Here is a 12768-nt window from a genome sequence, read left to right as displayed (position 1 = left end):
CCATATGATCGAGCGGGAAGAGCTCCGGAGGCTCCGGGATCAGTTCGAGGCGGGCTTTACGTGGGAGACGCTGCAAAGGCAGCATCCGAAAGAAAGGAAAGGGTGGCGAAAAAAGTTTGAGAAATTCAAAAAGGCCCACCAGCCTCCGGAATTCTGGCGGGAGTTTCTCGAAACCCACAAGGAGGGGTTGGCCGAGCTCCATCCCCAGCTCCGCTCCTGGGTGGAAAAGGCGGCGCGGGATGGCGGAGCGCTAAGGGACCTTAGCAAATTGGCAAAAGACCTGACCGGAAGGGATCATGCCTTCCACCACAGGATTCCCTTGGCCTTTTCCGGGGGCAAAACGCTCGAGGAGATCAACGCCCCTTCCAACCTGATGCTCTTGCCGAAGGCGGCGCACCATGCTTTTGATGACGCCTTTTACGATCGGCTCAGCGATTGGATCGAACGCGGCCAGGATGTCCGCCTTCCGGTGGCTAAGGCCGGAAGGGAGGCGATCCCGCTCTATGGAGAGCTTGAGGCTTTGGGGGAAAAGAAGGCCGAGCTGGCCGCGCTGGGGATGGCGAAGGAGGCGATTGCGATCAAGAACCCCGGACGTTCCGCGGTGCTTGAGCAACAGTTCCGCAAGTCGTATGCCGAGGCGCTGGCCCAGGCGGGCGATCCCGCCGCAAAGCAAGAGATCCTGACCGAAAAGCAGGCGGAAGCAAACCGCCGGAAGGAGCTTTGGAGGCGGGCCCGGGAGAATCCCCGGGAGCCGCTCGGGCCCCGGGGCCTGCCCGTCATCGAGGATGTTCCCACGATGGGGCGGGTGATGGGGAGTGCCTTCGGGAAAGCCGCGAGCCTTTCTTCGGCCGCTTCGGCGTATGCGGAGGCGGGCCAAGCGGGCGAGGAGCTGCGGAACGGGAAAGTACCCGAAGCGGCCCGGGATGGGGTGGAGGCGGCGGGCGCGGCCGCCAACGCGCTCGCTCCCGCCGCGAGGGTTTTCCTACGGACCCCCGGGGTGGGGATGGTGCTCAAGCGGCTGCCGGTGATGGGAGCCCTCGCGGGCTTCGCCGAGGCTGGCTATGACGCCTACCGGGCGTGGCGGAGCCTCCGTACGGGGGACGCCCCGGAAGCGGCCGATCGGCTCCGGCAGGCGGCTTGGCGGGCGGTCGGCGGCGCGGCGAATCTGGTGCTTTCCGGAGCGGGACCCTGGGGGATGGCGGGAGCGTTGGCCGCCTCCGCTCTCGCCGAGCAGCAGGCGGCGCGGATCGAGGACTGGCGGCGGAATCGCTCCCCGGCCAAGGAGGCCGTCCCCGGGGGCGATCCCCACGGAGGGATCTCCTCGGCCGCGGCGGAGGGGAGAGGCCGGGAGCGGGGGGAGGAGCTCTGCCGCTTCCCCTACCCCGCCAGGGAGGAGAAACGGCACAAGGGCGCGCTTCGGCCGGAGAGGCCGGAGGAGCCCGAGAAGGAGCCAGGCCGCCCTTGCCGGGCCGGCTGGGGGTATGTTTCGGGCCCGCGGCGGCCTCCTCCTTCGCGAGGACCGGAGAGGTAGGAGCAGGGTCTTTTGTTTTGGGGTTCATGCGGCGGCGAGGATGGCTGGACATTGTTCTGGGGCAGAACAGAATCGTTCGCGGAGCTGCGGATAACCGGCGTCTTCGGAACTCCCGCCTTTCGCACCCTCCCCCCTTCGTGGAGAGGCTGCTTCCTGGGAATTTCGGAATGACGCCGCCGGCCCGTGAACCGTCCCATGTTTGGGGAAAAGCGACCCTTTTGACGATGGCTCCAGGGTTGTCGAACGAACTTTCGCAAAAAAATAGTGCCACACAGTGCATAACTTTTTTGCACGCGCCTGTCCTTTTTCCTTGTTGAAGGCATGTCAAACTGACCGCTTCGGTAGCAAGTAATCTGACCGCTTGGGATATTGGATTGTTCTTTCCTTTGCGGTTCTTGCCCTGGCCCCGGGGCAGGGGCAAAGTTCTGCTCTTCTTTTAAGCCGCCTTGGTTTGGTGTAGTTCCAGCGGCTGGCTTGCCCTCCGAGTCGTGCCAGCCGACGATCCGGTGGCCATCCCGGACGCTGAGGTTTCCGTCGAGAGGCTCACAGACCCGGACGCGGCATTTGGCCAAGCCGATGCGCCAGCTTTGGGGCAAGATCCGGAGCTTCTTCCGCCCCCGGTGGACCGTGTTATCGTTGCTCACGATCCGGTCGTCCTGAACGCAGAGGATCCCATCCAGGTCGGCTCCTCCGGCCGGACAAAGGCGCTCTCCTTTTGAGGGGGTGAGCGGGTGACGGGACTCGAACCCGCGACATCAACCTTGGCAAGGTTGCACTCTACCGACTGAGTTACACCCGCAAGACGACCATGTACTCTGATACGCGCGCCGAGCGGAGGCAAGATCAAAAAAAGCGGGGAAGTTTGCGATCCGCTGCGCTGCGGCGTTTCCTCCGGACCAGCAGCCGCTTGTGACGCGGCGGGCGCTCTTGTAATTTCATCAATCAGTTGATGGATAAGCACGGCGCTTCCCCCGGTCCTCCGGGAAATGCAAAGGAGAAAACAAGATGGAAAAACCGATGGATGTTCGGAAGTTTGCGCTCGATTTCGATCTCTCGCCCTTTTTGTTCTGCACCGATAGCGTTCGAGGTTCCCGTATCGTCCGGGCTGCGGTAGACCTCGGCGTCTTCTCCCGGCTCGCAAAGGAGCCCGGGACCGCCGAGCAGGTCGCCGGCTCCCTCGGAATCAGCGTGCGGGGAACACGGGCTCTCCTGGACGGCCTGACGGCCCTCCAGCTCCTCGGAAAGGAAAAGGCCTCGTACCGGCTCCTGCCGATCGCCGAAGCGCTGCTGGTGCCGGGAAGCCCCGACTATCTCGGCGATCTGGTCCAGGGCTCCGTTTTGGATCAGGAGTGGGACCGCCTGGCCGAGGCGGTTCGGAACGGAGGGCCTGCGGAGGGGGTCGAGGCGGTGGAACGGCAAAAGCGGGCCGAAGAGTTTTTCCCGCTGCTGATCCGCTTCCTCCACGTCGTCAACCGGGGACCGGCGATCGCGGCCGCGCATGCGCTGGGAGCCGGTGCGTCTCATCGGGGATTGCGGGTTCTCGATATCGGCTGCGGATCGGCGGTCTGGAGCCTGGCCGTGGGGCACGCCGATCCGGAGGCCCGGGTGACCGCCGTCGACTTCCCCGGCGTGCTCGCGCATACGCGCCGCTACGTCGAGCGTCACGGGATGGCCGACCGCTACGAATATCTGCCCGGCAACATCCAGGAGGTTTCGCTGCCCGAATCCGAGTACGATCTGGCGATCCTGGCCAACATTCTCCATAGCGAGGGGGAGGCGAAGTCGCGCAGGCTCCTCGGCCGGGTCGCCGAGGCGCTCCGGCCGGCAGGACGAATTGCGATCGCCGAGTTCCTCCCCAACCGCGAGAGGACGGGGCCGCTCGACCCGGTGCTCTTCGGGTTGCGGATGGTTCTCAACACGGAGGAAGGAGGGATCTTTTCGGCCGAGGAGTATGGCGAGTGGCTGGCCGAAGCGGATTTTCCCGTGGTGGAATCCTTCGAGATCGGCTCCCACTCCCCACTGCTCGTCGCCTCCCGTGGGAAAAAGTAGGGGAAGAGGTGAAGGCAAGAGCGGCGAGCCGAGCGGAGAAAAAGAGGGGGCGTCCGAAGCGATCTTTCCGGGCGGATGCCCTCGACCGGAGGACTCAGCTGATCGAGGCGGCGATGACGGTGCTGGTCGAATGCGGCTTCGAAGGCCTGCGGACCCGGCGCGTGGCCGAAGAGGCGGGTGTGAATGTCGCAACGCTTCACTACTACTTTCCGACCAAGGAAGAGCTGATTCAAGGGGTCGCGGGGCACCTGGCCGAGCGCTTCCGGGCGCTGCACGCGCCGGGACCGCCTCGGGCGCGGAACCCGGGGCTGGCGCGGCTCCGGCAGGAATTCGCGGATGCCGCCTTCTACTGGGAGAAGGAGAAAGGGCTGCTGCTGGTGATGCAAGAGCTCATTCATCGCTCCCGCCGCTGCCCGGCGATTGACCGAATTCTTCAACCGCTCCTGCAAGAATGGAGAGGCGGGCTGGAGGCCATGCTGCGGGACGGAAGCGAGGAGGGGATCTTTCGGCCGGAGATTTCGTCTGCGGAGGGAGCGGCGCTTCTGATGACGGCGATGATGGGCCTCTTGGGATCGCCGCATCTTTTCGGCATCGTCTTTCGGGCGCTCGAGCGAGCGCTCGTGAAGCCCGAACTCTTAGAGCAAAACGAGGACCGGAAAGATGGCGGCTCTCATCGTTCTTAGCGGCCATTTCTCACAAATTTCGTAGCCGAGGCGCCGCAAATGGGCTTGGGTGCGAGGCGGGCGCAGGTTTTCCACCGGAGCTGTATGAAGACATACTGCGAGGATGGAAAACCAAGCGGGAGCGAAGCAGACGAGCCCGTTTTGCAAGCCGTAGGAGAAAGCTTGTGAGAAATGGCCGCTAGATGTTGGGGTTCGCATGATTACCTTCTAGCAAATCGCCGTCCGTTGCTGATCGGGCGTGCGGTGCTTCGGGAGGTTGTGGCAAGCTGGAAAGCCGAGGTAAAGATATGAGAATCACCCTGCACAAAAATGCGACGACTACGCCGGCGATCCGCACGGCGATTCTGGCGGGCGAAGGGCAGCGATTACGAGTTGGCGAGGCAGTTTCGCGTGACTCGGGAGACGATTCGTCGGTGGCGGAAGCGGGATTTTGTCGAGGATGCCAGCCACACCCCGCATCATCTTCCGACGACACTCAATCCGGGACAGGAAGAGCTGGTGATCTACTTGCGCACGCAGCTCCGGCTGCCGCTGGACGATCTGCTGGCCGTCATCCGCGAATTTATCGAACCCTCCATGACCCGCTCGGCCTTGGGCCGGCTCCTGCGGCGCCGAGGCCACTGCCGGCTGCCTCAACCGGAAAAACCGGCCAATCCCACTCAACCCTTTAAAGTTTAGCTGCCGGGCTACTTTCATGTGGACCTCAAATACCTGCCCCAGATGGCCGACGAGACGTCTCGCCGTTATGTCTTCGTCGCCAAGGACCCGAGCCACCCGTTGGGTCTTCTTGGCGGTCAAGCGTGCAAAGACCCCAGCGGCCGCCCGCAGCTTTCTCCAGGCGCTGGCCAAGGCGGCACCCGTGAAAATCCGAACCATCCTCACCGATAACGGCAAGGAGTTCACCGATCGGGTCTTCGGCCAAGCAGCCAAGGATGCTACCGGAGCCCATGAGTTCGACGCGCTCTGCCAAGCATTGGGAATCGAGCACCGCCTGACCAAGCCAAAGTCGCCTCGCACCAATGGCATGGTGGAGCGCTTCAACGGAAGACTGGCGCAGATCCTCCGTACTCATCACTTCCAAAGCTCCCTCGACCTGAAAACCACGCTCCACCGCTACGCCTGGCTCTACAACGAACACCACCCTCAAAAATCGCTCAATCACCAAACCCCACTTCAGGCCCTAAAAACATGGCAACAATCCCATCCGCATCTCTTCCAAAAAGCAGTACGCAATCATGCGGGACCTGACAGCTAGCCTTCTACTCGGGTCGGCTCTCTCTCTTCCGTCGCGCGAGCGGCCGGAGCGGGAAGGAGATCGGGGTCCGCGCTCTTTCGCCCGGAAGCATTGAGCCCGTTGGGCAATGAGGCATCCGAGGCCGGTGCTTCCTCCAGCGTTGCGAACCCGCGGGGAAGGCCTCGGCGCAGGCCCGCCCGGAGAAAGGGATGAGCCGCCAGGTCGCCGGAGAGGCGGATCGCCTGCGCCCGCAGGAGGTCGCCGCAGCGTCCCGCGAAGGCTCCCAGGGTTTGCCCCAGGGATTCGAAGAGCGAGAAGAGCAGAAGGGCGTTGGATACCTCCGCCAGCTTGTAGCTCCAGAGGCTACGGAGGGTCGTTCTCGTGTCGAGGAGCCACTGCTCCTCTTCCTGGATGAGGGCATAGTCGATCTGGAGGCCGGAGAAAACGGAGGCGGCATCCCGAATGTCAGCTTCCTCGATCCCGAGAGCGACGCTGCAGAGAGAGAAAAAGAAGAAAAGGCTTTGATCCGTGCCGTTCGGAAGACCCGCGCCGACCGCCTCCACCGCTGCCCACATGTCCGGAAACTTCCGCCGGAACCGGGGCAGGAGCCGTGCCGCGTTTTCGTCGAGGGCTCCGATCGCTTCGAGGATCTTTCTGCCGCTGGTGGGGAGAGGGCGGAGGCGGAGCAGGGGCACCCGGGGAGAATCGGCAAAGGAGGCGAAAAGCCCGCTTTCCGGATCGAATCGGTCGAGCCGGAGCAGGAGAGGGGCCGAGGGAACGCTCATGGCGTCGGGACCCGCGTCTTGGCCTCGAGGATCTGGGAAAGGGAGAGGCAGGCCTTTTTCCGCACCTCGATCCCGAGCGAGCGGATTTCCCGCAGCACCGCGGCCAGGAACCGAGGAAAGGAGTTTTCCAGGGCCGACGAGAGGCCGAGCGCGGGTCCTCCGACCTCGGCAGGAACCATGCCGAGAAGGACCAGGTCGGGGACCGAACCGAGGAGCGTGGCTACCTTGAGGACATCGAGCAGATCGACTTCATGGGCGGTTCGGGCCATTCCCTCCCGCTTCCAGAGCGCTTCTCCGGGGAAGCGATAGATCGTGCCCGGCGGGTCGAGGCTGGCGACCGCATCGAGGACGATCAGCCCGCCGTGGCGCTCGAACTCGGAAACCAGATCGAGGCCGAGAACCCCGCCATCGAAGAAGCGGACTTCCGGCGCATAGGCGTAGTTGCTTTCCAGAATCCAGGCGGCGAGCACGCCGAGCCCCTCGTCGCGGAGGATCACGTTTCCCAAGCCGATGACGGCAAGGTCAGTCGGCGGCTGCACCCGGAAGCCGGCGCGCGATCTTTTCGCCGCCGAAGGCGATGGCGATATCGCCTTCGCGCCAGTAGACGGTCCGCCAGATCTCATAATAGACATGAAAGGCGATCCACGCGAGGATCAGGTACATCGTAAAGTGGTGGACCCAGCGGACTCCCATCCGGCCGCCGAAGGCCCAATAGGTCCAGTCCGTGCCGAGGTGGATGATCCAGGGCCACCAGGCGCCGATCGAGCTGAGGCCGCTTTCGAGGCCGTCGACGTAGAGTTGAAGGCCGGTGAATAGCTGAAAAAAGAGGAGGAGGTGGAGGAGCGTGAACCAGGCGGCGTTGAAGGTGTCGAGCTCGGCCGAATCGAAGCGCTTCCTCCGGTTGAAGGTGAAGAAGTTGGCCAGCACCTCGAGAAATTCCCGTCGATGTTCCTTCGTCGGCAGGAGCTTGCGGACGGGACGCTCGAATCGGCTCAGGAAATAGAGGTAGAAGGAGACGACGCAGAGGACATCGACCAGGATTGCGGCGTAGAGGTGGATCGCCCGATTCCATCCCATCACGAATTTTCGGACCGCCGGCTCGGCGATCATGGCCTGGTAGTACGGGCGGGCGATGTAGATGCCGGTGACGACCGCCGCAAAAACCGCAAGAAAGTTGACCCAGTGGAAGATCCGCCAGCTTACGGGCATCCGGAGCACCCGAACGAGATTTCCGCTTGCTTCTCCTTTCATCGACAGTTCCTCCGCCGTGTCTTCCGGTCTACAGCACTTGATAGGTACCCAAGTCTCTCCCGCGGAAGTCGACGATGTGGACCGAGCAGGCGAGGCAGGGGTCGAAGCTGTGAATGGTGCGAAGAATTTCCAACGGCTGGTCGGCATTGGCCAGGCGGGTGCCGATGAGCGCCTCCTCGTAGGCTCCCCTCCTGCCTTTGCGGTCGCGGGGAGAGGCATTCCAAGTGGTGGGGACCACCGCCTGGTAATTTTCGATCTTCCCATCCCGGATCTTGACCCAGTGGCCGAGCGCCCCGCGCGGGGCCTCGGACAAGCCGCAGCCTTGGGCGTCCCCGGAGACCTTTGCGAAATCAAACGGGGTCCAGGTCGAGAGATCTCCGGCCGCCGTGTTCTTGGCGAGCTCTCCCGCCCAGCCGGCCATTGCGTCGGCGATCAGGTCGGCTTCGATCGCCCGAGCCGCCGTCCGGCCGAGGGTGCTGAAGAGGACGGTGGCCGGCAGACCCGCGCGCTGGAGCACCCCGTCGACCGCCGCTCGGATTCGGGCATCGCCCCGGGCGTAGCCGACGATCAGGCGCGCCAAGGGGCCGGTCTCCACCCGGTGCCCGTCGTAGGTCGGCGCCTTGATCCAGCTGTACTTGCCTTCGGTGTCCAAATAAGCGATGTCCCCCTCTTTCCGCAGCCCGGTGAAGGACGGATCGGTGACTCCCACATAGGGATGGAGGCCGTCGCCGCCCCGATACCAGGAGTGGAGAACGTCCTCGGTCACCTTGCCGGGATCGAAATCGTAGGCCTTGGACAGATCTCCATCCAGGACCATCCCGCTCGGGAAGAGGGTCTTTCCGCGACCCGGACCGTCGTTGTCCATGTCGAAGAAGCCGTAAGCCAAGTAGGACTTGAGGCCCGACCCGATGCCGGAAAGGCCCTCCTCGCGGTAGGCATGGGCGGCCATCAGGATGTCGGGCAGGTAGGCTTGCCGGATGAACCGGTGCTGCTCCTCAAGCAGGCTTTGGAAGAGGGAGATCCGGCTCGGGTTCTCGATGTCCTGGACGCAGGTGACCCCGCCCACGACGATCGACTGGGGGTGGGGGTTCTTTCCCCCGAAGATCGCCATCATCTTGGCCGCGCCCCGCTGCATCGCCAGCGCATCGAGATAGTGGGAAACGGCGACCAAGTTTTCCTCGGCGGAGAAGCGGTAGCTCGGGTTTCCCCAGTAGCCGCCGGCGAAGATCCCGAGGCGGCCCTGAGCAGCAAAGCCTCCGAGCCGCTGCTGGACCTTCCGGAAGTGCTCGACGCTTGCGTTCCATGGGGTGTCCGTAAATTGGTAGGCGACATCGACCGCCTTACGCGGGTCGGCCTTGAGCGCCGAGAGGACGTCGACCCAGTCGAGCGCATGGAGATGGTAGAAGTGGACCGAGTGATCGTGAAGGTAGAGAGAGCCTGCGATCAGGTTGCGGACGAGCCGCGCGTTATTCGGGATGCGGATTCCGAAGGCGTCCTCGACCGCTCGGATGGAGGTCCAGTAATGGGCTCCGGTGCAGACTCCGCAGATCCGCATCGCCAGAAGGCCGGCGTCGCGCGGATCGCGTCCCTTGAGGATCGTTTCGATCCCCCGGAACATCGTTCCGGAGGCATAGGCGTCCCGGATCGTGTTCTGGTCATCCAACACTGCTTCGATCCGGAGGTGACCCTCGATCCGGGTGATCGGGTCGACGACGATGCGCCTGCTCATGGCCGCTCCTTGTCGGGACGCGCTCCGCCGCCCGGCTCCTCCGATTTCTTTCCGTACTTGGCGCTGAGGAAGGCATGGATCGCGATTCCTGCGGCGGCGGCGGTCAGGAGGCCGACGCCGAGAATGTCGACGCTCTTCTCGATTCCGAGGTTCCAGAGGCCCGGAACGGGAATATTCGCTCCCGCCATGGGGCGCTCATAAGCATACTTGTCCCAAAAGCCGGGTTCCGAGCAGCCGATGCATCCCCGGCCGACGCCGATCGGCCAGTTGGTTCCGTCGTTGTAGCGGATAATCGAGCAGTTGTTGAAGGTCATGGGGCCCTTGCAGCCCATCTTGTAGAGGCAGAAGTTGTTGCGGGCTCCCTCGTCCCCCCAGCTTTCGACGTACTCCCCCGCGTCGAAATGGGCGCGGCGCTCGCAGTTGTCGTGGATCCGATAGCCGAAGGCGAACTTCGGCCGGAGCAGATAATCGAGCTCGGGAAGCGTGCCGGTCAGCACGTAGTGAAGGATGACTCCGACCAAGTTGGCAGGGTTCATCGGGCAGGCCGGAATGTTGACGATCGGCTTCCCCTTGACCACATCCCAGACGCCGACGGCCTTGGTCGGATTGGGATAGGCGGCGGGAATTCCGCCGAAAGAGGCACAGCTCCCCACGGCGATGACGGCCAGGGCGTCGCGGGAGAGGCGCTTAAGGTTCTCAAGGAAGAGCTCTCCCCGCGGCCCGTTCCACCCGAAGCCCGCTTCGGTGGGGATCGAGCCTTCGACGATCAGGATGTACTTCCCCCGGAAGGTCTCCACCGCGTCCGCGAGCTGCGCTTCCGCCTGAAAGCCCGCGGGGGCCATCAGGGTCTCGTTGTACTCGAGGGAGATCACGTCGAGGAGCAGCTCGTCGATCGTGGGACCGTCCGCACGCAGGATCGCCTCCGAGTTGCCCGCGCAATCCTGGTATTCGACCCAGATCACCGGCACCCGGTTCATTACCGCCGCCGCGCGGGCCACGAGCTTCTCGAAGCTCCCGGGCAGGAAGAGCAGGGCGGTCGTCGCCGAAGCCCACTTGAGAAAATCCCGGCGGCTCATCCCCTGCGAGCGCAGGAGGGAGGGCAGGTTCACCTCGCGGAGCGGCTTGGCCGCCTCGAGATCCCGGAGACGCTCTTCGCAGCGCCGGCGAAGCGCTTCGTACTCCCGCTCGTTCCTGGCCCCGATGCCCGCCGCCCCCTTTCCGAAGGCTTTCATGAAAGTCCCATCCGCACCGCTTGCATGCCGAGGTTATTGCTATGATGACAACTAAGGCAACAAAAAAAGAGAACGGCGCCGATATGTTTCGTCTCGGCTTCATTTCGCAACCGTTTCGCGGCCGGAGCGAACCGGTCTGTTTTTCCAGGGTCAGCCGCTTTCGCCGTTCGGGATGCGGGCGTCCTGCTCCTGCGCACGAAACGGCGGAGCAGCAATGCGGGCGCAGCAACCCGGGGCGTTATAAGGCCCAGCCGGTGGAGCGGGCCTCCGTCCGGCTGTCCGCATCATGGAATCCGGTCGGCGCCCGGGCCGGGCGGAAAGGGGAGCGGAATGAGGCAGCTTTTGGTCGGCGAGATCGGCGGCAAGCGGAATCACCGCCGCCCGATTGTCGTCACCAGCCTGAGGATGGGGAGCCGGAAGCTCCTCTTCCCGGCGGAGGGCCGAATGGTGGACGCGTCGGACGCATCGGTCGAAGAGGTGGGTGGCAGCAAAAGACGAACAAAGATATAGGGCTCATATATGTTTGATAGGGAAGCTGCAGTAAGCTTCCACAAACGATCCAAGGCGGATCGAAGAACAGGAGTCGGAGTTACGAGCAAGGCGGTTACATCGGTCGGCCGCGACCAACCGCAGTTCCCTTCCGAGTCCGCCGTCGATCGCGCCGGGATCAGAGTCGACCGACCGCCCGGCGGTGTCGCAGAAAGGGATGCCGAAGACCGTCGATGGTCGCGACCTTACAAAGAGCTTGCTGTCGTGACCGATGCTCAGCGTGCCGATACCGGCCTCGGCGGTGCACCCATCGGGCGTCCGACAATAGGCGATATCCAGTCTGCGGAACCGTCTCGAGCATCCGGAGAAAGAGGTCGCTCTCGCCGGCCGATCGGATCGAACCGGCGACCGAGGAGCCTCGTTATGTCGACACGCAGCAAACCATCCGACGCCGACGTCGTCGATAGGTGTCAGGTCCCGCATGATTATAGTGGACCCCGATTTTGAGACAGGGATTTAAGCTGCCATCTTGGGAGGGTGATGGCATGAGCGAAGGCAGGAAGCGCAAGGCACATAGCGCGGAGTTCAAGGCGAAGGTGGGAATGGAAGCGATCCGGGGGTTGAAGACGCTCAACGAGATTGGGCAGCAGTACGGGGTGCATCCAGTCGTGGTCGGGCATTGGAAGAAAGAGCTCCTGGAGCGGGCGGCGACGATTTTTGAAGGGAAGCGAGGGCCGAAGCCGGCTGCGCATGCGGATGAAGATCGGCTGTATGGGGAGATTGGTCGGCTGAAGATGGAGCTGGACTGGCTTAAAAAAAAGTCCGGACTATGAGCAGCGAGGCACGGATAGGCTGGATAGAGCGAGAGGCGGAACTGGCGGTGGTGCGGCAATGCGAACTGGCAGGGGTGGCGCGGGCTACGTTCTACGGGCGGGGGGCGTCTGGCGAGCAAAGCGAGGAGGATTTGCTGCTGTGCCGGCTGATGGATGAGGAATACACGCGGCGGCCGTTTTACGGCAGCCGGCGGATGGTGGTTTTCTGGGGCGACTGGGATATGTTGCAAACCGCAAGCGGGTGCAGCGGTTGATGCGCCATATGGGGTTGGCTGGGATGGCGCCGGGGCCTTCGACGAGCGTGGGACATCCCGAGCAGGCTGTTTATCCCTACCTGCTGCGCGGCGTGGAGGTCAGCCGGCCCGATCAGGTTTGGAGCTCCGACATTACGTACATTCAACTCCTGCGAGGTTTTGTTTATCTGGTGGCGATCATCGACTGGTACTCGCGGCGGGTACTGGGCTGGCGGATCAGCAACAGCCTGGACAGCTCGTTCTGCGTCGACTGCCTGGAGGATGCGCTGGCTCTGTACGGGAAGCCGGAGATCTTCAATAGCGATCAGGGCTCCCAGTTCACCAGCGCTACGTTCACGGGCATGCTCAAGGGCGCAGGCATTGCGATTAGCATGGATGGACGGGGTCGAGCGTTGGACAATATTTTTGTCGAACGGCTCTGGCGCAGCCTCAAGCATGAGGATGTGTATCTGAAGGGGTACGGCACGGTGGCCGAGTTGACGCTCGGGCTGGAGGAGTATTTTGCCTTCTACAACGGCGAGCGTCCGCACCAGTCGCTGGGCTACCGAACACCGAACGCCGTTTATGCGGATGGCAATGGAGGAGGGGCCAGCATCCCGGATCATTTCGGCGGAACGCGGGGAGAACGCCCTGCTCCGCTACGCTGCGCAGGGGATTCTCCCCGCGCAACAACAGGGCAGCGCTGTTCCGCTGCGACT

Annotated in this window: 9 protein-coding genes, 1 tRNA gene and 2 pseudogenes; 6 read left to right on the top strand and 6 right to left on the bottom strand. The window is 63.5% G+C overall.

Annotated elements, in window-relative coordinates; all coding sequences use genetic code 11:
• The first annotated feature begins 4 nt into the window (after positions 1–4).
• Entirely contained in the window at positions 5–1531 is a 1527-nt protein-coding gene (locus MTHMO_RS06190; protein ID WP_202214008.1) for a hypothetical protein, read from the top strand.
• A gap of 726 nt (positions 1532–2257) precedes the next feature.
• Here MTHMO_RS06190 and MTHMO_RS06185 read toward each other — a convergent pair.
• Positions 2258–2330: transfer RNA gene (locus MTHMO_RS06185), tRNA-Gly, on the bottom strand.
• Between the two features lie 218 nt (positions 2331–2548).
• On the opposite strand from MTHMO_RS06185, the gene MTHMO_RS06180 reads away from it, so the two are divergent.
• From MTHMO_RS06180 to MTHMO_RS06170, 3 genes and pseudogenes are all read left to right on the top strand, one after another.
• Positions 2549–3580, top strand: coding sequence for a methyltransferase (locus MTHMO_RS06180; protein WP_202214007.1), 1032 nt, complete (start codon positions 2549–2551; stop codon positions 3578–3580).
• Between the two features lie 8 nt (positions 3581–3588).
• Positions 3589–4263, top strand: a complete 675-nt coding sequence (locus MTHMO_RS06175; protein ID WP_202214006.1) for a TetR/AcrR family transcriptional regulator — start codon at positions 3589–3591, stop codon at positions 4261–4263.
• Between the two features lie 287 nt (positions 4264–4550).
• Positions 4551–5518 (top strand): annotated as a pseudogene (locus tag MTHMO_RS06170) (IS481 family transposase).
• Here MTHMO_RS06170 and MTHMO_RS06165 read toward each other — a convergent pair.
• From MTHMO_RS06165 to MTHMO_RS06145, 5 genes are read right to left on the bottom strand one after another with little or no spacing between them, the layout of a single operon-like run.
• On the bottom strand, positions 5515–6282 hold the full coding sequence (locus MTHMO_RS06165; RefSeq protein WP_202214005.1) for a hypothetical protein: 768 nt from the start codon (positions 6280–6282) through the stop codon (positions 5515–5517). The pseudogene MTHMO_RS06170 and the gene MTHMO_RS06165 sit on opposite strands and share 4 nt — an antisense overlap.
• Positions 6279–6821, bottom strand: coding sequence for a hydrogenase maturation protease (locus tag MTHMO_RS06160; protein WP_202214004.1), 543 nt, complete (start codon positions 6819–6821; stop codon positions 6279–6281). Before MTHMO_RS06160 ends, MTHMO_RS06165 begins: the two co-directional genes overlap by 4 nt.
• On the bottom strand, positions 6805–7533 hold the full coding sequence (locus tag MTHMO_RS06155; RefSeq protein WP_202214003.1) for a cytochrome b/b6 domain-containing protein: 729 nt from the start codon (positions 7531–7533) through the stop codon (positions 6805–6807). Before MTHMO_RS06155 ends, MTHMO_RS06160 begins: the two co-directional genes overlap by 17 nt.
• Before the next feature lie 28 nt (positions 7534–7561).
• Positions 7562–9262 (bottom strand): nickel-dependent hydrogenase large subunit, encoded by a 1701-nt coding sequence (locus MTHMO_RS06150; protein ID WP_202214002.1) that lies wholly within the window; start codon positions 9260–9262, stop codon positions 7562–7564.
• Positions 9259–10494 carry a hydrogenase small subunit gene (locus tag MTHMO_RS06145; RefSeq protein WP_202214001.1) on the bottom strand — a complete coding sequence of 412 codons (1236 nt, stop codon included), beginning with the start codon at positions 10492–10494 and terminating at the stop codon, positions 9259–9261. The genes MTHMO_RS06150 and MTHMO_RS06145 overlap by 4 nt, the downstream gene beginning before the upstream one ends.
• A gap of 330 nt (positions 10495–10824) precedes the next feature.
• Between MTHMO_RS06145 and MTHMO_RS06140 the strand changes: the two genes are divergently transcribed.
• Both MTHMO_RS06140 and MTHMO_RS06135 read left to right on the top strand, forming a co-directional pair.
• Positions 10825–11004: a hypothetical protein gene (locus tag MTHMO_RS06140; RefSeq protein WP_202214000.1), complete on the top strand. Its 180-nt coding sequence runs from the start codon at positions 10825–10827 to the stop codon at positions 11002–11004.
• Positions 11005–11528: 524 nt separating this feature from the next.
• Positions 11529–12678 (top strand): annotated as a pseudogene (locus tag MTHMO_RS06135) (IS3 family transposase); the annotation flags it as partial.
• Between the last annotated feature and the right edge of the window lie 90 nt (positions 12679–12768).

It is taken from the genome of Methylacidimicrobium sp. AP8 (assembly GCF_903064525.1).
Lineage (GTDB): Bacteria > Verrucomicrobiota > Verrucomicrobiia > Methylacidiphilales > Methylacidiphilaceae > Methylacidimicrobium.
The sequence above is the reverse complement of the archived record's forward strand: the minus strand, read 5'-3'. Positions and strand labels throughout refer to the sequence as shown.

Excerpts from the sequence above, each read along its gene's own strand:
- MTHMO_RS06190 (WP_202214008.1), top strand. The coding sequence starts at position 5 with ATGATCGAGCGGGAAGAGCTCCGGAGGCTCCGGGATCAGTTCGAGGCG.
- MTHMO_RS06155 (WP_202214003.1), bottom strand. The coding sequence starts at position 7,533 with ATGAAAGGAGAAGCAAGCGGAAATCTCGTTCGGGTGCTCCGGATGCCC.
- MTHMO_RS06165 (WP_202214005.1), bottom strand. The coding sequence starts at position 6,282 with ATGAGCGTTCCCTCGGCCCCTCTCCTGCTCCGGCTCGACCGATTCGAT.
- MTHMO_RS06140 (WP_202214000.1), top strand. The coding sequence starts at position 10,825 with ATGAGGCAGCTTTTGGTCGGCGAGATCGGCGGCAAGCGGAATCACCGC.
- MTHMO_RS06145 (WP_202214001.1), bottom strand. The coding sequence starts at position 10,494 with ATGAAAGCCTTCGGAAAGGGGGCGGCGGGCATCGGGGCCAGGAACGAG.
- MTHMO_RS06150 (WP_202214002.1), bottom strand. The coding sequence starts at position 9,262 with ATGAGCAGGCGCATCGTCGTCGACCCGATCACCCGGATCGAGGGTCAC.
- MTHMO_RS06180 (WP_202214007.1), top strand. The coding sequence starts at position 2,549 with ATGGATGTTCGGAAGTTTGCGCTCGATTTCGATCTCTCGCCCTTTTTG.